Below are 19,453 nucleotides of genomic sequence, written 5' to 3'. Positions count from 1 at the left end.
GAGCGGACACCGGCTTTTGTTTGTCCGGCACGCGCCGCGCTCAGCCGCGATGCAGCTTGAAATCCACCGCCGGGGGACGCCCTTCCAGCGACAGCGCCGCGCGCGCAGCCGGAGCGCGGCTCACCACTTTGCCGCGGCTTATCACCGCCAGTCGCGCCGCACGCAAGCGGATCGCTTCGACGGGATCGCGTGCGTCGAGCAACACCAGGTTCGCCGCGCAGCCGGGCGCGACGCCGTAGTCTTCGAGGCCGAGAATACGCGCACCGTTCACCGTGACCGCGTCGAAACACGCGTGCATGCCTTCGACGCCCGTCATCTGCGCGACGTGCAAACCCATGTGCGCGACTTCCAGCATGTCGCCCGAGCCGAGGCTGTACCACGGATCCATCACGCAATCGTGGCCGAAGGCGACGTTGATGCCTGCCGCCATCATCTCCGGCACGCGCGTCATGCCGCGCCGCTTCGGATACGTGTCGCTGCGTCCCTGCAACGTGATGTTGATCAGCGGATTCGCGATGGCCGCGACGCCCGACTCGCGCATGAGCGGCAAGAGCTTGCTTACGTAGTAGTTGTCCATCGAATGCATCGAGGTCAGATGCGAACCGGTGACGCGTCCATGCAAGCCGAGGCGCTGCGTTTCCGCCGCGAGCGTTTCGATGTGGCGCGACATGGGATCGTCCGATTCATCGCAATGCATGTCGACGCGCACGCCCTGCTCCGCCGCGTACTCGCACAGCATCCGCACCGACTGCGCGCCGTCGGCCATCGTGCGTTCGAAATGCGGAATGCCGCCGACCACGTCGACGCCCATTGCGATCGACCGCTTCAGGTTCTCGAAAGCGCCGGGGCTGCGCAGCACGCCGTCTTGCGGAAACGCCACCAGTTGCAGATCGAGATACGGCGCGACGAGGCGCTTCACCTCGACTAGCGCCTCGACGGCGAGAAGGCGCGGATCGCATACATCGACGTGACTGCGGATCGCAAGCAGCCCGCGCGCGACCGCCCAGTCGCAGTACTGCATTGCGCGTTCGATCAACGCTTCCTGCGTGAGATGCGGCTTGAGTTCGCCCCACAGCGCAATGCCTTCGAGCAGCGTGCCCGACGCGTTCACGCGCGGCAAACCGTACGAGAGCGTCGCGTCCATATGGAAATGCGGATCGACGAAGGGCGGCGTGACGAGCGAGCCGGCTGCGTCGATTTCCTCGCGCGCGGTGGCGGCCAGATTCGGCTCCAGGGCAACGATGCGCCCCGCTTCAATGCCGATGTCGACCGCGTGCGCGTGCTGCGGCGCGACGCTTTGCGGCAGCATCGCGCGGCGGATGATCAGATCCATATCTCGCTCCCTTTTCCGTGTGTCCGTCCGCTTGCGTTGATAATGATTCTATCGGCGTCAGAAAGTAACCGCGGGTTTTATCGGACGCTTTATCTGGCGTTTATCACGCTTGCCGTACCGGTGCGCACTGCGAAATCCGTATCGGCTGCATGCGGCGTGGCGCACCTATACTCGGCTCATTCCTTGGGATTCGTTGATTCAGGAGCGTGCAAATGAAAACGATAGGTGTGATCGGCGGAATGAGCTGGGAATCGTCGGCCGAGTATTACAGGCTGCTCAACCGTCACGCTAAAGCGCGCCTCGGCGGTCATCACAACGCGCGCAGCCTGATGCTGACCGTGGACTTCGCGCCGATCGAAGCGAATCAGCGCGCGGGTGACTGGCAAGCGCTCGGCGAACAGATGGCCGATGCGGCGCGTCAACTCGAACGCGGCGGCGCGGATCTCGTGATGCTCGCGACCAACACAATGCATCGAGTGTACGAATCGATCGAGCGGGCAATCGACGTGCCGTTCCTGCATATCGCCGATCCGACCGGCGCGGCGCTGCGCGCGGCGGGCATCGAGCGGGTCGGCTTGTTCGGCACGCGCTATACGATGGAGCAGACGTTCTACACCGGCCGCCTGCGCGAGCGCTATGGACTCGAGACGCTGGTTCCCGAAGAGGCCGAACGCGCGGACGTACACCGCATCATTTACGACGAGCTGTGTCATGGCAACGTGAACAGCGAATCGCGCGCGGTGTATCAACGCGTGATCGGATCGCTGGCCGCGCGCGGCGCACAGGCGGTGATTCTCGGCTGCACCGAGATCACGTTGTTGATCAAGCCGGAAGATTCTGTCCTGCCCGTTTTCGATACCACGGCATTGCACGCGCAAGCGGCGGTTGAGTGGGCGATTGGGTCACAATGAATGCGGATGCACGACGGGATTCATCGCATTGGCAATGGCATTGACAATCGCAGCGCGAGAATTCGTGCTGCCACAAAGTTAAAAAGCCCGCGTGGCTTGCGCCAGCGGGCTTTCAACAATGCTTGGTTGCGGGGACAGGATTTGAACCTGTGACCTTCGGGTTATGAGCCCGACGAGCTGCCAGACTGCTCCACCCCGCGTCAGAGAAAAAGGATTGTATAGAGATGTTCGCACGACGTCAAACGATCAACCTAACAATCGCATGATTATCTTCATCGAAGCGCAAACGTTCGTGCCGAAACACGCACCGCGGCTCAAAGATCCTGAACCGTTGCACCCTCGATCTTGCCGTCGATAATGTCCGCGCCGTACTGGCTCGCGCTGCGTTTGGCCACGCCGAAATCGGAGAACGTGGCGGGCAGCACGAGACGAAATACGCGACTCGCCTTCGAACCGCTGATCGCGCCGGGACGGCAGACGCGCACCGCGACGTCGTACCCTTCCGCATGCCGCTTATGACCGTCGAACTTGTCGAATGCCCGCGAGAAAACCAGCGGATGCACTTCGAAGTCCTTATAAAGATCTGGATAAAGTTGAGCCATGATGCCCTCCGCTGCACGCCGGTGCCTGAACAAGTCGAACTGTAAGTGTGATCCCCACTATACGCCGCACGCGTCGCCCACCGGTCTTTTATTTTCGATTCACTCGGCGCGATTCGAGCCGCGCGAAAATCCTCGCCTGCGTGTGTGCGCTGGTAAGCTACGGCTCCTGCGCCATTCAGCTTGAGAATTTCCCGTGAAAATCGCCACCTGGAACGTCAACTCCCTCAAAGTCCGCCAGCAGCATGTGATCGACTGGCTTGAGACCAGCCGCACCGACGTGCTGTGTCTTCAGGAGCTGAAGCTGCCCGACGAGAAGTTCCCACGCGCCGAACTCGAAGAGAAAGGCTACCGCAGCTGGTTCGCGGGTCAGAAGACGTACAACGGCGTCGGCATCCTCGTGCGCGAAGGGCTGCACGTGGACGAAAGCAGCATCGTGCGAAACATTCCTGGTTTCGAAGATTTGCAGCAGCGCGTGGTCGCGGCAACCGTCGAAGGCGTGCGGATTATTTCTGCGTACTTCCCCAACGGCCAGGCGCCGGGCACCGACAAATTCGCCTACAAGCTGCGCTGGCTAGCAGCGCTGCACGACTGGATCGGAAGCGAAATGGCGCACTATCCGACGCTCGCGCTCCTCGGCGACTACAACATCGCACCGGACGATCGCGACGTGCACGATCCGAAGGCGTGGGAAGGCCAGAATCTGGTGTCGCCGGAAGAACGCGCCGAGTTCGTGCGGTTGATCGAACTCGGTCTCGTCGACGCATTCCGTCAATTCGAGCAGCCTGAAAAAATCTACTCGTGGTGGGACTACCGGATGATGGCCTTTCGCCGCAACGCGGGCCTGCGCATCGACCATATTCTGCTGTCGAAGGCGCTGGCCGATACGTGCACGTCATGCGAAGTCGACAAGGTCCCGCGCAAGTGGGATCAGCCGTCGGACCACGCGCCCGTCGTCGCGCAGATCGGCTGACCAACACAGGCAAGAGCTGGCGAGGCCCGCAACATCAAACGGCCTTGCCGGAGCGGCATTCGCGAAACCTCAAGCCGAAGCGCTCAGCGTTCGCCACAGAAACTCGAACACCATCGCATCGTGCTCGGCCTGCTCCAGCTCATCGGAGCCGCCGTGCCCGCCTTCCGTATTCTCGCGATACCACACGTTCTCGACACCGAGCGCCTGCATGCGCGCGGCCATTTTTCGAGCATGCCCGGGATGCACGCGATCGTCGGCGGTGGACGTCGTGAAGAGCACAGGCGGATACGTCACGTCCGCCGACACGCGATGGTAAGGCGAGTACGTAGCGAGCACGCGTGCGTCGTGCGGATCGTCGGGATCGCCGTATTCGTCGATCCATGATGCCCCCGCATGCAGCAGGTGATAGCGGCTCATATCGAGCAGCGGTACTTCGCAGATCACCGCACCGAACAACTCCGGACGCTGGACCATGCATGCCGCCACCAGCAGGCCGCCGTTGCTGCCGCCCTGAATGCCGAGTTGCGCGGCACTCGTCACGCCGCTCGCAATCAGCGCCTCGGCCACCGCGATGAAGTCGTCGAACGCGCGTTGCCGCTGCTTGCCTTGCGCCGCCGTATGCCAGCGCGTGCCGAACTCGCCGCCGCCGCGAATATGCGCGACCACGTACACGGCGCCGCGCTCCAGCCAGCCGATGCCCTGCCCCGTCAGATAGCTCGGCAGCAACGGAATCGCGAAGCCGCCGTAGCCGGTCAGCAGACAGGGCCGGGCAGGTTGTGAGGCGGACTCGTCTTTTGCGGAGGCGATGCACTGCTTCTCTTGAGCGGCGCGCGGTCCGATCACCGTGTACGGCACGCGCGTGCCGTCCGCGGAAACTGCATGGCCGCGCGTCACCGTGAAGCGTGTCGCGTCGAACTGCGTCGGCCAGCGGTCGAGCAACTCCCACTCGCTGAGATCGTCGCGGGCAAGATCGGCGAGCCAGTACGCGGGCGGCTGAAGATAATCATCGGTATCGACGAACACCTCGTCGTTTAGCGTCGCCTCCACCGGCGAAACGTCGGCTTGCGTGTCCTCACGCGATGGGAAGACGCGTTGCTGCCACCGCCATGTCTGATCGGCGGCCTGCGACGTCGTGAACAACAAGGTCTTGTTCTGCACCTCTTCCAGATACGAGACGATGAGCTGCTTGCGCGTATGCGTCCATTCGCATGCTGAGGTGTGCGCAGTCGGCATGAACAGCGGCGTCACGTCACGCGCGCCATGCAGAAACGCGGCTTCGCGAATCGCCAGCAATGCACCGCCCTGATACACGACGCCATTGGAGTGCCAGTCGAGGCGCGGCTCCAGCAGCAGCCAGCCCTGCCAGCCGCTCACTGCCACATGCGACGGCACGTCGTAACGGCGCCAGTGATCGACGGGAACCTGAGCGCCATCTGCGCCGCTCGCCTCGTCGAGGTAGTACGTATGCGAATCGAAGAAATCGACGCTGCTCACCACCGTGTGCCGCTTTTCCACCGGATCGTAATGTCCTTCCACGCCGATGTCGCTGAACGCGCCCTTGAACACGACGGGTGCATCGGCGAGCGCCGTGCCGCGCGTCCAGCGCCGCACTTCGCGCGGATAGCCGGAGCGCGTCAGACTCTTGCGCCCATTGTCCCAACCGACGTAAAGCGTATTGCGGTCGATCCACGACGCGGTGTGCTTGCCGGCTTTCGCGATCGCAAAACCATCGTCCAGGAAACGCCGCGTATCGATGTCGAACTCGCGGAGCACCAGCGCGTCCGAGCCGCCCGGCGACATCGTAATCAACGCACGATCGCCATCGGGATAGAGAATGTCGAACTCCGCGCATACCCACGGCGTTCCTTCTGCTTCGCCGAGTGCATCGAAGTCGATCAGGTTCTGCCATTCGGGCTTGCCGCCGCGCCATGCCGCCCAGCTCGTGCGCCGCCAGATGCCCTTGGGATTGAGTTCGTCCTGCCACAGGTCGTACGCCCAGTCTTTCCAACGGTCGGGAATCACCGGACGTTCACGCGGCAAATAGGCATCGGCGAGACGTTGCCTGAGCGTTTCGAATTGCGTGCCGCTGCACCATGCCGCGCGCGTGCGGGCATTCTGACTCTCGACCCACGCGAGCGCTTCAGGGTCGTCGGGCGCTTCGAGCCAGAGGAACGGATCGGGGGAAAGCGGCCAGGAAGAAAGAACGGAAGAAGCAGAAGGCATCGTCGGCTGTCGAATGAAAACAGCGTTGATTATGCCTTGCGGCCGCGCGAGCCAGGTTCAACGGCTCGTGCGAAATGCGACGAAGGGCGATCTGGCGACTGCGGCAACTGCGGCACTGCGGCAACTACGGAACTGCGATAACTCGGACAATCGGGGCAACCGCGACAACCGTGGCAACTCGAACAACGAGGTAACCGCAACAACCGCGGCAACCGCCGCAACCGAGGCAACTGACCCACAGCAAACGGGCGATAGACCAGACCGGCGGCCGGCACGCCGCCCTGCCCTTCCGCGCCTCGATCCGCGACCGTCACGGCTCGAGGTCGAGCTCCTGAATCTTGCGCGTAATCGTATTGCGCCCGATGCCGAGACGCTCCGCCGCTTCGACCTTGCGTCCACGCGTGAAGTCGAGCGCCTCGCGAATCACCGCAGCTTCGAAACGACGCGCGAGTTCGTCCATCACATCGGCGGAATTCTCGCGCAACAGACGCGCGACCTCGGTGCGCAAGCCGCCTTCCCATGCACTGACGGGCGTGACAACCGGCATGCCCCCCGCCGCTGCGGCATGCGTCGCCGTGGGATTCGCGCCGTTGAACGACGCAGAGCCCGCAAGGGTCCCGTCTGCCGTGCCGAGCACGGTGCCGCCACCGCCAGCGAGATCCGTTGCGCCAGCCTGCGCGGGACCGAGATCGGGAGGCAAATCCTTGATCTCGATGGTCTGCGCCGGCGCCATCACCGTGAGCCAGTTGGCAAGATTCTCCAACTGCCGCACGTTGCCCGGAAACGGCAGCGACGCGAGATAAGCGAGCGCTTCTTCCGACACGCGCTTCGGTTCCACGCCGAGATCGCGCGCACTCTTTTGCAGGAAGTGCCGCGTGAGCAGCGGAATATCTTCGCTGCGCTCGCGCAATGCGGGCAAACGCAAGCGGATCACATTGAGGCGGTGATACAGGTCCTCGCGAAACAAGCCCTGACGTACGCGCGATTCGAGGTTCTGATGCGTCGCCGCGATCACGCGCACATTGGCGCGCAACGGATTGTGCCCGCCGACCCGATAGAACTGGCCATCCGACAGCACACGTAACAGACGCGTTTGCAAATCGAACGGCATATCGCCGATTTCGTCGAGAAACAGCGTGCCGTTCTCGGCCTGCTCGAAGCGGCCCTGACGCATCGCCTGCGCGCCGGTGAACGCGCCGCGCTCGTGACCGAATAGTTCGGATTCCAACAGATCCTTCGGAATCGCCGCCGTGTTCAGCGCAATGAACGGACCGTTCGCGCGTGGGCTATGTCGGTGCAACGCGCGCGCGACCAGTTCCTTTCCGGTGCCCGATTCGCCGGTAATGAGCACGGTTGCCGCGGAATGGGACAAACGGCCGATCGCGCGAAACATGTCCTGCATCGCCGGCGCCTGGCCGAGCATTTCCGGTGCCTCGGCAACGCGGTCGTCCCACGTCTGTTCGCCGCGCATGCTTTCATCGACTGCGCGGCGGATCAGTTCCACCGCCTTGTCGACGTCGAACGGCTTCGCGAGATATTCGAACGCGCCGCCCTGGAATGCGGCAACCGCGCTATCCAGATCGGAAAACGCCGTCATGATGATGACCGGCAAGCCCGGCACCTTGTCACGCACGGTTTGCAGCAATTCGAGGCCGGAGCCGCCGGGCATCCTGATGTCGGACACCAGCACCTGCGGGCTGTCGTGATCGAGCGCCGCCGATGCCTCGCGCACATTCGCGAAGCTGCGAGTCGCGAAGTTTTCGCGAGCGAGCGCTTTCTCAAGCACCCAGCGAATCGATTGATCGTCGTCTACTATCCAGATCGGCTTCATATAGGTCTGTCAGAAGTCTTGAGATGCCTGCGGTATGCAGATGCAGTGTTAGCAGTCGAGCGGCAGCAGAATCTGAAACTCGGTGTGGCCAGGCCGGCTCTCGACTTCGATCAAACCGTCGTGTTGTTGCACGAACGTCTGCGCGAGCGTCAAACCGAGACCGCTGCCGTCCTCGCGCCCCGATACGAGCGGATAGAAGATGCGGTCACGGATTTCCTCGGGAATACCGGGGCCGTTGTCGATGATATGCAAGTCCAGTGCCAGCTTACATAAGCGTTTCGACACCGTGATCTTGCGTGCAATGCGCGTGCGCAATTCGATGCGCGCGTCGCCTTGCGAAATGCGTTCTCGCAGTGCTTCGGCCGCGTTACGCACGATGTTCAGGAGCGCCTGAATCAATTGCTCCTTGTCGCCGCGCAGGTCCGGCACGCTGACGTCGTAATCGCGCTCGATCGTGAGGCCGCGCGGAAACTCCGCCAGAATCACCTGGCGCACGCGCTCGCACACTTCGTGAATATTCACGTCGCCGACGATATGCGGATGACGATGCGGCTCGAGCAACCGGTCCACCAGCGTTTGCAAGCGGTCCGATTCCTTGATGATGACCTGGGTGTACTCGCGCAATTCGTCGCGCTGACGCTCGCCCAGTTCGAATTCGAGCAACTGCGCCGCGCCGCGAATGCCGCCGAGCGGATTCTTAATTTCGTGCGCGAGGTTGCGAATCAATTGTTTGTTGACTGCGGTGAGATCGTTGATGCGCTCCTCGCGGTCGCTGCGCAAATGCCGTTCGTTTTCGAACAGTTCGAGCAGCACGTAGTCTTGCGCGCTTTCCAGAAAGCCGACGATCGCATGCACGTGCAGCGGTTCGTGGGCTGGCCGCTCGAGCACGGCGTCGAGATGCGTCGCGTGAAAACGGTGGGCGGCGATCGAAGTGATGGTCGCGACCAGTTCGTCGGCATTCGAGAAGATGTCCGGCCATGCCATCTGCGTCAGTTGCTTGCGCGACAGTTCGAGCATCGACTCGGCCGACGGATTCGCAAACGCGACGCGCAGCGTGCGCTTGTCGAGTATCAATACGACGGTCGGCAATGCCTCGAAGCCTGGCAACAGACCGGAAGCGACGAGCTGCGCGTCATCCGACAGCGTCTGCTCGTGCCCTTTCCTCGCCTTGATCAGATTTTTTAGAACCATCTTGCAGTCTGGCCGATAGGAGATGGTGGCAAATCAATGCGCCCGGTCCAACGAAAAAGGGACGGCGCCGCCGTCCCTTCGTGACCGATCGCGAGCGTCGGACAAAAACGCTTCGCCGTTTGAAGGGCGAAGCGCCATTGCCGCTTACAGCGAGTAGTACATTTCGAATTCGATCGGGTGCACCGACTGACGATAGCGTTGCAGTTCGTTCGTCTTCAGTTCGATGTACGCGTCGAGCATCGAATCCGTGAACACGCCGCCGCGCGTCAGGAATTCACGGTCGCCGTCCAGCGCGTCGAGAGCCTGATCGAGGCCGGCGCACACGGTCGGGATCTTTGCATCCTCTTCCGGCGGCAGGTCGTACAGGTTCTTGTCGGCGGCTTCGCCCGGATGAATCTTGTTCTGCACGCCGTCCAGACCCGCCATCATCAGCGCGGAGAAGCACAGGTACGGATTCGCCATCGGATCCGGGAAACGCGTTTCGATACGGCGGCCCTTCGGGTTCGACACGTGCGGAATGCGGATCGATGCCGAACGGTTGCGAGCCGAGTAAGCCAGCTTGACCGGTGCTTCGAAGTGCGGCACGAGACGCTTGTACGAGTTCGTCGACGGGTTCGTGATCGCGTTCAGCGCGCGAGCATGCTTGATGATGCCGCCGATGTAGAACAGTGCGAACTCCGACAGACCTGCGTAGCCATTGCCCGCGAACAGGTTTTGACCGTCCTTCCAGATCGACTGGTGAACGTGCATGCCCGAACCGTTATCGCCGACGATCGGCTTCGGCATGAATGTAGCCGTCTTGCCGTACGTGTGCGCGACGTTCTGGATGATGTACTTCATCTGCTGCAGCCAGTCGGCGCGTTGCACGAGCGTCGAGAACTTGGTGCCGATTTCGTTCTGGCCCTGGCCCGCGACTTCGTGGTGATGCACTTCGACCGGAATGCCAATCTGTTCGAGGAGCAGGCACATTTCCGAACGGATGTCCTGGAACGTGTCGACCGGAGCGACCGGGAAGTAACCGCCCTTCGTTCCCGGACGGTGGCCGGTGTTGCCGCCTTCGAATTCCTTCGACGACGACCACGGTGCTTCTTCCGAACCGATCTTGACGAAGCAGCCCGACTGATCCGTATTCCACTGGACCGAGTCGAAAATGAAGAATTCCGGCTCCGGACCGAAGAAGGCGGTGTCGCCGAGGCCCGAGCTCTTCAGATAGGCTTCGGCACGCTTGGCGAGCGAGCGCGGGTCGCGCTCGTAGCCCTTGCCGTCCGCCGGTTCCACGACGTCGCAGGTCAGGACCAGAGTGGATTCTTCGTAGAACGGGTCGATGAAGGCCGTGTTCGCGTCCGGCACCAGCAACATGTCCGATGCTTCGATGCCCTTCCAACCGGCAATCGACGAACCGTCAAACGCATGGCCGCTTTCGAACTTGTCTTCATCGAATGCCGACACCGGCACCGAAACGTGTTGCTCTTTGCCGCGCGTGTCGGTGAAACGGAAGTCGACAAACTTGACGTCTTCGTCTTTGACGAGTTGAACGACGTCGGCCACGGATTTACTCATAACCTATCTCCTGATTAACGAATTCGGCGGATTTCAGCCGCCGCCCAATCTAGCTGACCCGTCCCGGCGCGTCCACCCCTCGATGATGAAGAGTGAACATGACAATCGCCGCGGCAGATCGATCGGCACGATTAAAGCAGCATCTGTGCCATGTATGCGCCAAGAAGGCGCGAGGCCAGGCAGCGCGCGCATTGCCGGGGAATGTGCGCACCGCGTGGCATGCAGCCCCTAAATAGTCGGCTTGCCGCGAGCACCAACATGGGGCATTTGTCTGGGCGAGGCAGCTGAGAAGGTTTATTTTGGTGCATTCGCAAGTTGATGCACCCGAAATGAGCATGGACACCCAGCGCACGCAACGGCGGCCCAAACAACTTTCGGACGCCGCGCGAGCGCAAGGCGCCGCGCTAGAATGCTCTTTTGGTCAAGGAGACTGGCTCATGAGCACGCTAGAACAGTTGTACTCGCAGGCGGAAAAACGCCGCACCGAAAATCAGTTGCCCTACGCGGGTGCGGTTTCGCCGGCCGAGGCGTTCGAGTTGCTCCAGCTGGACCCGCGCGCGCGTCTCGTCGATGTGCGCACGCGTGCCGAACTCGACTGGGTCGGCCGGCCGGTGATCGGCGACGGGCAGTATACGCATGTCGAATGGACGCGCTATCCGGGCGCAGTGCCGAATCAGGAATTCCTGCATCAATTGAGCGATGTGGCGTCGCCCGATACGCCCGTACTCTTCCTGTGCCGCAGCGCCGCGCGTTCCAAGCTCGCCGCGATCGCCGCCGCGCAGGCCGGCTTCACGAAAGCTTACGATCTGCTGGAAGGCTTCGAAGGCGACAAGGACGGCCAGGGACACCGCAAGACTGTATCGGGCTGGTGCTTCCGCGGCTTGCCGTGGATCGGCGCATAAACGCGGTCGCAATCCGCGCTGAGCCAATGCGCGCCTGACATGCGGTCGAAATCCGCCGCTAGCGCCTGGACGAAGCGAGGCTCAGGCGTGGGGCTTCGCCGCTGCGGCCTCATGCTCGACGATGTCGCCGCCCAGCAGGTGCACGCCCTCTCGCAGCTTGACGAACGCCGCCGCCACCGCCTCCGGCTCGCCCTTCACGCCGAGATCGATGTGATGGCGCGCATAAACGCCACCGCGCTCGGCGTCGCCCACGCTCGGCAGACTGAATACGCGCACGCCCGGAAAATCCTGTTCGATTTTCTCCATCAGCGGCGTTAGACGCGACTCGGGCAACTCGAACACGAGCAACGACTTTTCCGCGTGCGGCATGGCGTGATGCAGATGCGCGTAGTGCGTGTCCAGCACCCATTCGATCATCGGCCAGGCCATGACAGGAAAACCCGGCACGAAGTAATGCTCACGAATCGAGAAGCCCGGAATCTTGTTGTAGCCGTTGGGAATGATCTCGGCGCCTTGCGGATACGTGCCCATATTCAGACGATGCAGGTTCTCGGGCGAGTTCAGGTCGAGCGGCGTCGCGGCCGTCGCCGGATACATGTCGCGGATGCGCTCCTGAATCAGCTTCTGCGCCTGCGGATGCAGTTCGAGCGGCACGCCGAGCGCAGCCGCCGCGCATTGACGGGTATGGTCATCCGGCGTCGCGCCGATGCCGCCCGTGGAGAACACCACGTCGCCGGAGTCGAAGGTACGCCGCAGCGTCGCGGTGATCCGCTGCGGATCGTCGCCGACGTACTCCGCCCAGCCAAGCGACAAGCCCCGCGCGCCCAGCAATTCGATTACTTTCGGCAAATGCTTGTCGACGCGCCTGCCCGACAGAATTTCATCGCCGATGATGATGACGCCAAATGCCATTGCCGCCTCTTTGGTTATCTCGTTCGTTGATCAATAGGGAACCGGTGCCGTCTGCCGCACGCCGGCCGCCTCGTCCGCGCGCATGCGTTGCAGCGCCCGCAAACAGTAGTAGCCGAACCACAGCGCCGAAAACACGAGGATGAACGCGTAAATCCAGATCGTCACCGCCGTGATGACCGGGAACAGAACCACCAGCCACACCGACGACGCCCACAGCAGCGTCGGCAACGAACCCAGCAAGCCGCTCGCGACGCCGATCAGCAGCAGCGGCAAGCGGAAGCGCCGCACCAGCGCGCGCCGCTCATCACGGGTGGCGTGCAGCGCGAGCGCGTCGTAGGTCATCACGCGATAGGTCAGCCAGCCCCACAGCAGCGGCGGGATCAACGCGAAAAACGGCGGCACGAGCCAGAGCGGCAGCGTGACGATCAGCAGCACGAGACATACCAGCGTTGTCCACAGCGCCTGGCCTAGGCTTCCGTACCACGTCCCGCCGCGGCGCATTTCGAGGTTCGCGAACTGGCGGGTCGACAGGAAGCGGATCACGGCCGGCATTGACAGTGTGGCGATCAGCAGCAATACGGTAACGACGATCAGCGGGATCGTCATCGCGATCACGAGAAACGGCGCGATGGCCGCGTGCAGTCCTGAAAAGCCGAGCGAGTCGAACAGATGGTAAAGCGTGACGGTAAACGACCAGCTTTCGAGCCAGGTGCGGGTCGCGCCGATCAGCGTCTGCCACGAAAACCACAGGATCACGCCCCATCCGACCGTTGCCGCGAAGAACGGCATGAAAGTCAGCCAGAGCATGCGCGGGTGGAGCGCGCTTGCGAGCGCGCGCCCGAACGAGCGCAAAAGGTCATTCATGCGAGCCAATGCCGGTGAATGCAACGATGAAATTGAAGAAGCGGCGTACGGGCCATTGAACGCGGACCGTGCGCGCAAACGTGGACAGCATAAACCACGTGACGCGCCGCCGCGAGACCGGCGGCGCGAGAAGAAGGGGATCGGCCAGGCTCAGACCGTGGTCGCCCCGCCCTGACTGCCGCGCCGCGCAGACAGGCGCCGGGCGATGCGCACGAAGGCGAGCCAATGCTGCGCCCAGAAGCCTTGGCCGTAACCGCGGCCCTGCAATTGATCGCTGATGCCGGTCGGCTCCATGTCGCGGCTCCATGACACGCTGCGAAACAGCATGTCCCACCACGGAAACAGCACGCCGAAGTTGCAGCCGTATTTCAGACCTTCATGTCCGTAGCCGATGGCATGGTGGCGCCGATGAAATGTCGGGCTGACCAGCAGACGCTCTCCGAGCCAGCCGAAGTACAGGCGGATGTTGGCGTGCTGCACGCTTTGCGCGAGGTTCGTGATCGCGACCAGCACGACGAATTGCGACGGCGGCACGCCGATCACGAGCGCGATCACCGCAAAAAACGATGCCTGCAACAGATCGTCGAGCAGATGGTTGCGGTCGTCGGCCCACAGCGACATCTGCTGCTGGCTGTGATGCACCGCGTGCAACTCCCACCAGACGCCGATGCGGTGCTGCCACCGGTGATACCAGTAACCGGCGAAATCGAGCACCAGAAGGTACATGACAAAAGTGACGAGCGGCTGCGTGGTCACGCCGGGCCACAGATTGTCGAACTCGATATTCGAAATGTTATGCAGACGCAGCCACGCCTGGACATGGTCGAAAAACGGCTGCAGCGCGAAGAAGAAGAACAGGTTGAGAATGCCGAGCTTGGCTATCCACGTGTAGATTACGTCGACGCGCACCGCCTTACGGTTGTCCCACTGCTCGACGGGACGCAGTGCCTCGAGCGGCCGGAGAATTGCGTACATCGCCAGCACCTCGAGGACGCCCACGATCACCCAGTACAGGCTGTCGTAGGTGTCTTCGTCGTAGTCCATCAGGCCGAAGTGGAACAGCAGCGGCTGCACCACGTCGACGTACAGCAACGTCTGCAACGCGGAGACGAAGTTGTCGAGAGAAGAGAAAATCAGATGGAACATGGCGCTGGTCGGGTTACTTCGATCGTTGCGGCTTGCTCAGAGGCGGCACATATACCTGCATTATCACGCGCCATTCGGCGCCGTAACCGGCGCACGATTAAAGAAATAGATGCCGTGCGGCGAACGGCCCACTGCGATGGTCTGGATCAGCTTGCGCGTATTCAGGTCGATGATGCCGACGTGCTTCGCGAAGCGGAACGTCACCCACAGATAGCGTTTGTCCGCGGAAAGTTCCATGTCGTCAGGACCAGGCAACAGGCCGGTGATGTCGCCCACATTGGTGAGCGAATCTTCGTCGATGATGCTGATCGTGCTTGCGACCCGGTTCGACACCGCGACGTGCTTGCCGTCGGCTAGCGAGCGGAAGTTGTGCGCGCCGTTGCCCGTATGGATCGTCTTGACGACCTTTTGCGTGTGCCAGTCGACCACGGCCACGTAGTCGGCGCCGGTCATGCCGACGAGCAAATACTTCTCGCCCGGCGTCATCCAGAGCCCTGCGGGCACCTTGCCGACTTTCATCTTCCACTTCACGGTTTGCGTAGCCAGATCGATCGCGGCGAGTTCGCCGGAGACCTGCAGCGTGACAAAGACCGTTTTGCTGTCGTTCGTGAACGCCATGTGGCTAGGCATGACCGCGAGCGGCAGACGCGAGGCGAGCGTCATCTGGTTCTTCTGGCTGTCGTAGTGATAGATGTCCAGGCGGTCGAGGCGCAGACCGGTCGTGACGAGCCACTTGCGATCAGGCGAGAAACCGATCTGATATGGATCCTCGATATTTTCCACCCAGCGCTGCACCTGCCCCGACTTTGGGTCGACGAACATCAGATTGTTCGACACCGAGTTCGCAACGATCAGCGACGAGTTGTCGGGGGTCACCATCAGATGGTGCGGTTCCTTGCCGGTCGGCACTGTGCCGATGACCTGGCGGGTCGTCTCGTCGATAAGGCTCAGCGTGGCCTCGGCGGAATTCAGCACGATCACGTTGTTGGCATGGGCGGCCGGAGAAAAAAAGCCTGCTGCGGCTACGAGAGCCACGCCTGCGGCGAACGTGGCTGTCACGCCGGGAAGAAAAAATTTACGCATGAAAACTCACTTCGGAGAACGACCGTCATTGTAGAACGTTTGCCCGGGCGTGCGGTTGACGCAGGTCGCGTTGCGGCCTGCGGAAAATGAAGGGCCGGATGGGTTGCTTGCGAGGTTCTGATTTTTGCGATGGCTATGTGGGAACTCAAAAATTGGTCTGATTAAAATTAATTTGCAATTAGGAAACGCTCAATAAGCGCGAAGTGCATTAAGAGTAATTCGGATTATTCCTTGCTAAATTCAATATTGAAAGCTGAATTCACCATACAAATAAGACAGAAAAATTAATTCTGCATATTTAGGATTCGGCTTATTCCCGCCTTTGAGCGCCGCTCGGAAAATCCTGGCGTGCTCATCGTCCAGCCATTTAATCCTGTGACTTTCGAGCGCGGCGCGGATAAGCCCGGACATAGATATGCACGCAAAAAATGATGGCCATTAATAACGTCGGAGAATAAACCGACCATTACAGCCATCATTTCTGACGCAACTCAATAATGGGCGATGACGCCTTGTCCGATTATCCGCGCTCACGCCGGCCACAAAACAACAGCGCGGAATTCAAAACAAATGAACAAAATCTATCAATCAACCTGGTGTGAAGCGACGGCAACGTGGGTAGCAACGCCGGAGACCTCCAGGTCGAAGACGAAGCGCAGTTCGGCGCGCAAAAAGCTTGTGGCACAGGCGGTTGTCGCTACCGCGGCGGTATTGGCCGGGGCGAACGCTACGGCGGGTGTCAACTCGACTCAGCTGGGTCCCGGTGCGAATGCAGCCGGAGACAATTCTGTTGCGCTCGGCCTAAATGCTAACGCCATTGGCGATAGCTCAATTGCGGCGGGAACATTTGCCAAGGCAAGCCAGCCTGGTTCCATTGCGGCGGGGTTCTCTGCCAGTGCGACGGGCACCGACTCCATCGCGGCGGGTACGATTGCAAGCGCAACGGGAGCCGGTTCAATCGCGGCTGGGCTCCGCGCGGGTGCCTCGGGCGACTATTCGATCGCAGCTGGATTCACCGCGAGTGCCAGCGGTACCAACTCGGTTGCAGTTGGAGCCGGCGCAAACGCGGCGGGAACCAATTCGGTTTCAACGGGGTATACCTCACAGGCTACCGGCAACAGCTCGATTGCCACGGGAGCTGGGGCCAAGGCACTGGCCACCAACTCGATCGCTACCGGGCTTCTTTCAAATGCGGCTGGGAACAACTCTATTGCGGCAGGTACGGCTGCCAATGCAGCAGGAAACGGTTCAGTCGCAGTCGGAGTCAGCGCGGGAGCCTTGGGCGGTAACTCGATGGCAGCCGGCGCAAACGCCAACGCGGCGGGCGATAGCTCCATCGCTTTCGGCGATGCCGCAAACAGCAGCGCATTGAACTCGGTCGCGCTCGGGTATACGGCCACGGCGTCCAGAAACAACGCCTTCGCTGGCGGCGCATCGGCGAATGCGGCCGGCGATAACTCGACGGCGCTCGGTTACGCGGCAAGCACCACCGCATTGAACTCGGTTGNTCGGTTGCGCTAGGCTATGCCGCTGCGGCGTCGAACAGCAACGCCTTCGCTGGCGGCGCATCGGCGAATGCGGCCGGCGATAACTCGACGGCGCTTGGCTACGCGGCAAACGCTACCGCATTGAACTCGGTTGCCCTTGGCTACGCCGCCACTGCATCGAACAACAACGCCTTCGCTGGCGGGGCATCGGCGAATGCCGCAGGCGACAACTCGACCGCCCTTGGCTATGCAGCAAGCACGACGGCCTCGGACTCCGTAGCGCTCGGCTATGCCGCTGCGGCGTCCGCTGACAATAGCGTCGCACTCGGCGCGCGCTCGACAACAAGGGCGGATCTCAGCACGCCCGCCTACATACCAACGGATTCCGACCCGGCGGCAATCGCCGGCACGACCGCACATGGCGAAGTATCAGTAGGCTCACGCGACAACGAGCGTCGCCTGACGAATGTCGCCGCAGGTGCGGACAAGACCGACGCCGTCAACGTCAGCCAGTTGAAGGCGGTCGACAGCAAGGTCGACGCCATTGCGCAAAGCGGTACGCAGCACTACTTCAAGGCCGAAGGCCCCGCAGACGGGACGGACGATGCCGTGGCGAGCGGCACGCACGCCGTCGCATCCGGTGTGCTCGCCACCGCCTCCGGCGACAACGCCACAGCGCTCGGCGCGAATTCCACCGGCGCGGGCACAGGCGCCGCCGCGCTCGGCACCTACGCCTCCGCAACGTCGGCGGGCAGCGTGGCGATTGGTTATGCCGCCGTTGCCAGCAAGGTGGACTCGATTGCGATCGGCCACGACGCGAATGCGTCGGCTAACGGTTCGGTAGCCTTGGGCCAGGCTTCACTGGCGGACCGAGTCAACACCGTCTCCGTCGGCTCAGCCGGCAACGAACGCCAGATCACGAACGTCGCAGCCGGCACAGCCGACACCGACGCGGTCAACGTGAGTCAATTGCAAACCGCCAGTGCGAACGCCTCCCGCTACTTCAAGGCAAACGGCAACGGCCTGAACGACGGCAGCGATGACGCATCAGCGACCGGCGCCAACGCCGTCGCCATCGGCAGTTCGGCACTAGCCAGTGGCCAAGCCAGCTTCGCCGCCGGCACCAGCTCGAAGGCGCAAGGCAACTTCAGCACCGCTGTCGGCGGCTTCGCCACTGCGTCCAGCGACGGCTCCGCTGCCTTGGGCTATCGGGCAAATGCCATAGCCACCAACTCGGTCGCCCTCGGCCAAGGCTCCGTCGCCGATCGCGCCGGGACCGTCTCCGTCGGCTCAGCCGGCAACGAACGCCAGATCACGAACGTCGCAGCCGGCACTGCCGACACCGACGCGGTCAACGTCTCGCAGTTGAAAGCCGTGAGCGACCAGGGCGCGACTATCGCCGCAAAACTCGACGGTGCGGTCATGTACGACCAGAACGGCGACGGCAGCGTCAACAAGAACAGCGTCACGCTCGGCGGCGATGCAGCGAGCGGCGGCACCACGATCCACAACGTCGCAGCAGGCGTCGACGCTTCCGATGCCGTCAACGTCGGTCAATTGAATGCAGCCATCAACGGCGCCGTCAACAACGCTGTCGTCAATGCGGCGAATCCGTTCTTCAGCGGTGAAGGCAATCGCGACACGGAAGGTGCGGTGTCGTCGGGCGCGCACTCGGTCGCAGGCGGAGCGAACGCCCGGGCCACCGGTGCTAACGCGACCGCACTCGGCGCGAATTCCATCGCTAGTGGCAACAACGCTGCCGCCTTTGGCGCGGCGGCTACCGCCAGCGCCGAGAATTCCGTCGCCTTGGGCCAAGGCTCGGTCGCGGATCGGGCGAACACGGTATCGGTCGGCGCGGCGGGTCAGGAGCGCCAGATCGCCAATGTTGCAGCCGGCGTGCAAGGCACCGATGCAGTCAACGTCAATCAGTTGCAGCAGAGCGCGAGCGGCGCGGTCGGCGAGGCGAAAAGCTACACCGACGACCAGATCCGCTCAGCCCGGCGCGATTCGTACGGCGGCACTGCATCGGCGCTGGCTATGGCCGGCCTGCCGCAAGCGGTCCTGCCAGGTCACGGCATGGTCGCGATGGCCGGCGGCACCTATGGAGGCCAATCGGCGCTGGCCATCGGCGTGTCGCAGTTGTCGGAAACCGGCAAGTGGGTCTACAAGCTGCAAGGCAGCACCGACTCGCGCGGTCAGTTCGGCGCATCCGTCGGCGCGGGTATGCACTGGTAAGCGCGTGTAAGCGCGTGCTGCCGGAACGGGCGCGTCGCCGCCCTCCGGTCCGGCGGCACGCTGTCCAATACGCCGTGAAATAAACGGAGTCACAGGTAGGCGCAGGTTCGACTCGGGCCTGCGCACGTTTGTGCGTGATACCGGTCCTCACAAGGGAAGGTTGTCGCGCGCTCTTTTCAGCGTCGCGAAGAGAGTCGAAAGCG

At 62.3% G+C, this 19,453-nt stretch carries 15 protein-coding genes, 1 tRNA gene and 1 pseudogene; 6 read left to right on the top strand and 11 right to left on the bottom strand.

From position 1 onward, the window contains the following. Positions 1-40: 40 nt before the first annotated feature. The gene (locus F759_RS0111325) at positions 41-1,333 is read right to left on the bottom strand and encodes an amidohydrolase family protein (protein ID WP_027799947.1); all 1,293 of its coding nucleotides are present in this window, start codon (positions 1,331-1,333) and stop codon (positions 41-43) included. Positions 1,334-1,545: 212 nt separating this feature from the next. Between F759_RS0111325 and F759_RS0111320 the strand changes: the two genes are divergently transcribed. Next, the gene (locus F759_RS0111320; protein WP_027799946.1) at positions 1,546-2,244 is read left to right on the top strand and encodes an aspartate/glutamate racemase family protein; all 699 of its coding nucleotides are present in this window, start codon (positions 1,546-1,548) and stop codon (positions 2,242-2,244) included. 123 nt (positions 2,245-2,367) lie between these two features. On the opposite strand, the gene F759_RS0111310 is transcribed toward F759_RS0111320, so the two are convergent. Both F759_RS0111310 and F759_RS0111305 read right to left on the bottom strand, forming a co-directional pair. Next, positions 2,368-2,444, bottom strand: a tRNA-Met gene (locus tag F759_RS0111310). A 114-nt stretch (positions 2,445-2,558) separates the two neighbouring features. Continuing rightward, complete coding sequence (locus F759_RS0111305) at positions 2,559-2,846, bottom strand: hypothetical protein (RefSeq protein ID WP_027799945.1); 288 nt, start codon at positions 2,844-2,846, stop codon at positions 2,559-2,561. A gap of 193 nt (positions 2,847-3,039) precedes the next feature. Between F759_RS0111305 and xth the strand changes: the two genes are divergently transcribed. Beyond that, positions 3,040-3,816, top strand: a complete 777-nt coding sequence (xth, locus tag F759_RS0111300) for an exodeoxyribonuclease III (RefSeq protein ID WP_027799944.1) — start codon at positions 3,040-3,042, stop codon at positions 3,814-3,816. Between the two features lie 69 nt (positions 3,817-3,885). Here the strand turns inward: xth and F759_RS0111295 are convergent, their stop codons facing one another. The 4 genes from F759_RS0111295 to glnA all read right to left on the bottom strand — a co-directional run bounded on the left by F759_RS0111295 (position 3,886) and on the right by glnA (position 10,621). Then, complete coding sequence (locus F759_RS0111295) at positions 3,886-6,039, bottom strand: prolyl oligopeptidase family serine peptidase (RefSeq protein WP_027799943.1); 2,154 nt, start codon at positions 6,037-6,039, stop codon at positions 3,886-3,888. Positions 6,040-6,349: 310 nt separating this feature from the next. Continuing rightward, positions 6,350-7,870 carry a nitrogen regulation protein NR(I) gene (ntrC, locus tag F759_RS0111290; RefSeq protein ID WP_027799942.1) on the bottom strand — a complete coding sequence of 507 codons (1,521 nt, stop codon included), beginning with the start codon at positions 7,868-7,870 and terminating at the stop codon, positions 6,350-6,352. Between the two features lie 48 nt (positions 7,871-7,918). Then, the gene (gene glnL / locus F759_RS0111285; protein ID WP_027799941.1) at positions 7,919-9,061 is read right to left on the bottom strand and encodes a nitrogen regulation protein NR(II); all 1,143 of its coding nucleotides are present in this window, start codon (positions 9,059-9,061) and stop codon (positions 7,919-7,921) included. Positions 9,062-9,205: 144 nt separating this feature from the next. Then, positions 9,206-10,621: a type I glutamate--ammonia ligase gene (gene glnA / locus F759_RS0111280; protein ID WP_020065477.1), complete on the bottom strand. Its 1,416-nt coding sequence runs from the start codon at positions 10,619-10,621 to the stop codon at positions 9,206-9,208. Between the two features lie 437 nt (positions 10,622-11,058). On the opposite strand from glnA, the gene F759_RS0111275 reads away from it, so the two are divergent. Next, positions 11,059-11,523, top strand: coding sequence for a rhodanese-like domain-containing protein (locus tag F759_RS0111275; RefSeq protein WP_027799940.1), 465 nt, complete (start codon positions 11,059-11,061; stop codon positions 11,521-11,523). Positions 11,524-11,604: 81 nt separating this feature from the next. Here F759_RS0111275 and F759_RS0111270 read toward each other — a convergent pair whose 3' ends face one another. From F759_RS0111270 to F759_RS0111250, 4 genes are all read right to left on the bottom strand, one after another. Then, a complete protein-coding gene (locus F759_RS0111270; RefSeq protein ID WP_027799939.1) occupies positions 11,605-12,435 on the bottom strand; it encodes a competence/damage-inducible protein A in 831 nt (276 codons plus the stop codon). Positions 12,436-12,465: 30 nt separating this feature from the next. Next, positions 12,466-13,299, bottom strand: coding sequence for an EI24 domain-containing protein (locus F759_RS0111265; protein WP_027799938.1), 834 nt, complete (start codon positions 13,297-13,299; stop codon positions 12,466-12,468). 150 nt (positions 13,300-13,449) lie between these two features. Then, positions 13,450-14,445, bottom strand: coding sequence for a sterol desaturase family protein (locus F759_RS0111255; protein ID WP_027799937.1), 996 nt, complete (start codon positions 14,443-14,445; stop codon positions 13,450-13,452). A 63-nt stretch (positions 14,446-14,508) separates the two neighbouring features. Then, the gene (locus tag F759_RS0111250) at positions 14,509-15,528 is read right to left on the bottom strand and encodes a YVTN family beta-propeller repeat protein (RefSeq protein ID WP_027799936.1); all 1,020 of its coding nucleotides are present in this window, start codon (positions 15,526-15,528) and stop codon (positions 14,509-14,511) included. A 504-nt stretch (positions 15,529-16,032) separates the two neighbouring features. On the opposite strand from F759_RS0111250, the gene F759_RS44040 reads away from it, so the two are divergent. The 3 genes and pseudogenes from F759_RS44040 (at position 16,033) to F759_RS37590 (ending at position 19,250) form a co-directional block, all read left to right on the top strand. Then, positions 16,033-17,049 (top strand): ESPR-type extended signal peptide-containing protein, encoded by a 1,017-nt coding sequence (locus F759_RS44040; RefSeq protein WP_244438812.1) that lies wholly within the window; start codon positions 16,033-16,035, stop codon positions 17,047-17,049. Continuing rightward, a pseudogene (locus F759_RS44035) lies at positions 17,022-17,147 on the top strand (hypothetical protein); the annotation flags it as partial. The gene F759_RS44040 and the pseudogene F759_RS44035, both read left to right, overlap by 28 nt. Before the next feature lie 9 nt (positions 17,148-17,156). Further along, entirely contained in the window at positions 17,157-19,250 is a 2,094-nt protein-coding gene (locus tag F759_RS37590) for a YadA family autotransporter adhesin (RefSeq protein WP_244438811.1), read from the top strand. Positions 19,251-19,453 lie beyond the last annotated feature (203 nt).

This window comes from Paraburkholderia dilworthii, from assembly GCF_000472525.1.
GTDB classification, from domain to species: domain Bacteria; phylum Pseudomonadota; class Gammaproteobacteria; order Burkholderiales; family Burkholderiaceae; genus Paraburkholderia; species Paraburkholderia dilworthii.
This window is presented reverse-complemented; position numbering and strand designations above follow the sequence as displayed.

What these genes read in the sequence shown, in the direction of transcription:
- glnL (WP_027799941.1), bottom strand. Translation starts at nt 9,061, where the DNA reads ATGGTTCTAAAAAATCTGATCAAGGCGAGGAAAGGGCACGAGCAGACG.
- F759_RS0111250 (WP_027799936.1), bottom strand. Translation starts at nt 15,528, where the DNA reads ATGCGTAAATTTTTTCTTCCCGGCGTGACAGCCACGTTCGCCGCAGGC.
- F759_RS0111265 (WP_027799938.1), bottom strand. Translation starts at nt 13,299, where the DNA reads ATGAATGACCTTTTGCGCTCGTTCGGGCGCGCGCTCGCAAGCGCGCTC.
- F759_RS0111295 (WP_027799943.1), bottom strand. Translation starts at nt 6,039, where the DNA reads ATGCCTTCTGCTTCTTCCGTTCTTTCTTCCTGGCCGCTTTCCCCCGAT.
- F759_RS0111275 (WP_027799940.1), top strand. Translation starts at nt 11,059, where the DNA reads ATGAGCACGCTAGAACAGTTGTACTCGCAGGCGGAAAAACGCCGCACC.
- F759_RS0111270 (WP_027799939.1), bottom strand. Translation starts at nt 12,435, where the DNA reads ATGGCATTTGGCGTCATCATCATCGGCGATGAAATTCTGTCGGGCAGG.
- F759_RS0111255 (WP_027799937.1), bottom strand. Translation starts at nt 14,445, where the DNA reads ATGTTCCATCTGATTTTCTCTTCTCTCGACAACTTCGTCTCCGCGTTG.
- glnA (WP_020065477.1), bottom strand. Translation starts at nt 10,621, where the DNA reads ATGAGTAAATCCGTGGCCGACGTCGTTCAACTCGTCAAAGACGAAGAC.
- ntrC (WP_027799942.1), bottom strand. Translation starts at nt 7,870, where the DNA reads ATGAAGCCGATCTGGATAGTAGACGACGATCAATCGATTCGCTGGGTG.
- F759_RS0111320 (WP_027799946.1), top strand. Translation starts at nt 1,546, where the DNA reads ATGAAAACGATAGGTGTGATCGGCGGAATGAGCTGGGAATCGTCGGCC.
- F759_RS0111305 (WP_027799945.1), bottom strand. Translation starts at nt 2,846, where the DNA reads ATGGCTCAACTTTATCCAGATCTTTATAAGGACTTCGAAGTGCATCCG.
- F759_RS0111325 (WP_027799947.1), bottom strand. Translation starts at nt 1,333, where the DNA reads ATGGATCTGATCATCCGCCGCGCGATGCTGCCGCAAAGCGTCGCGCCG.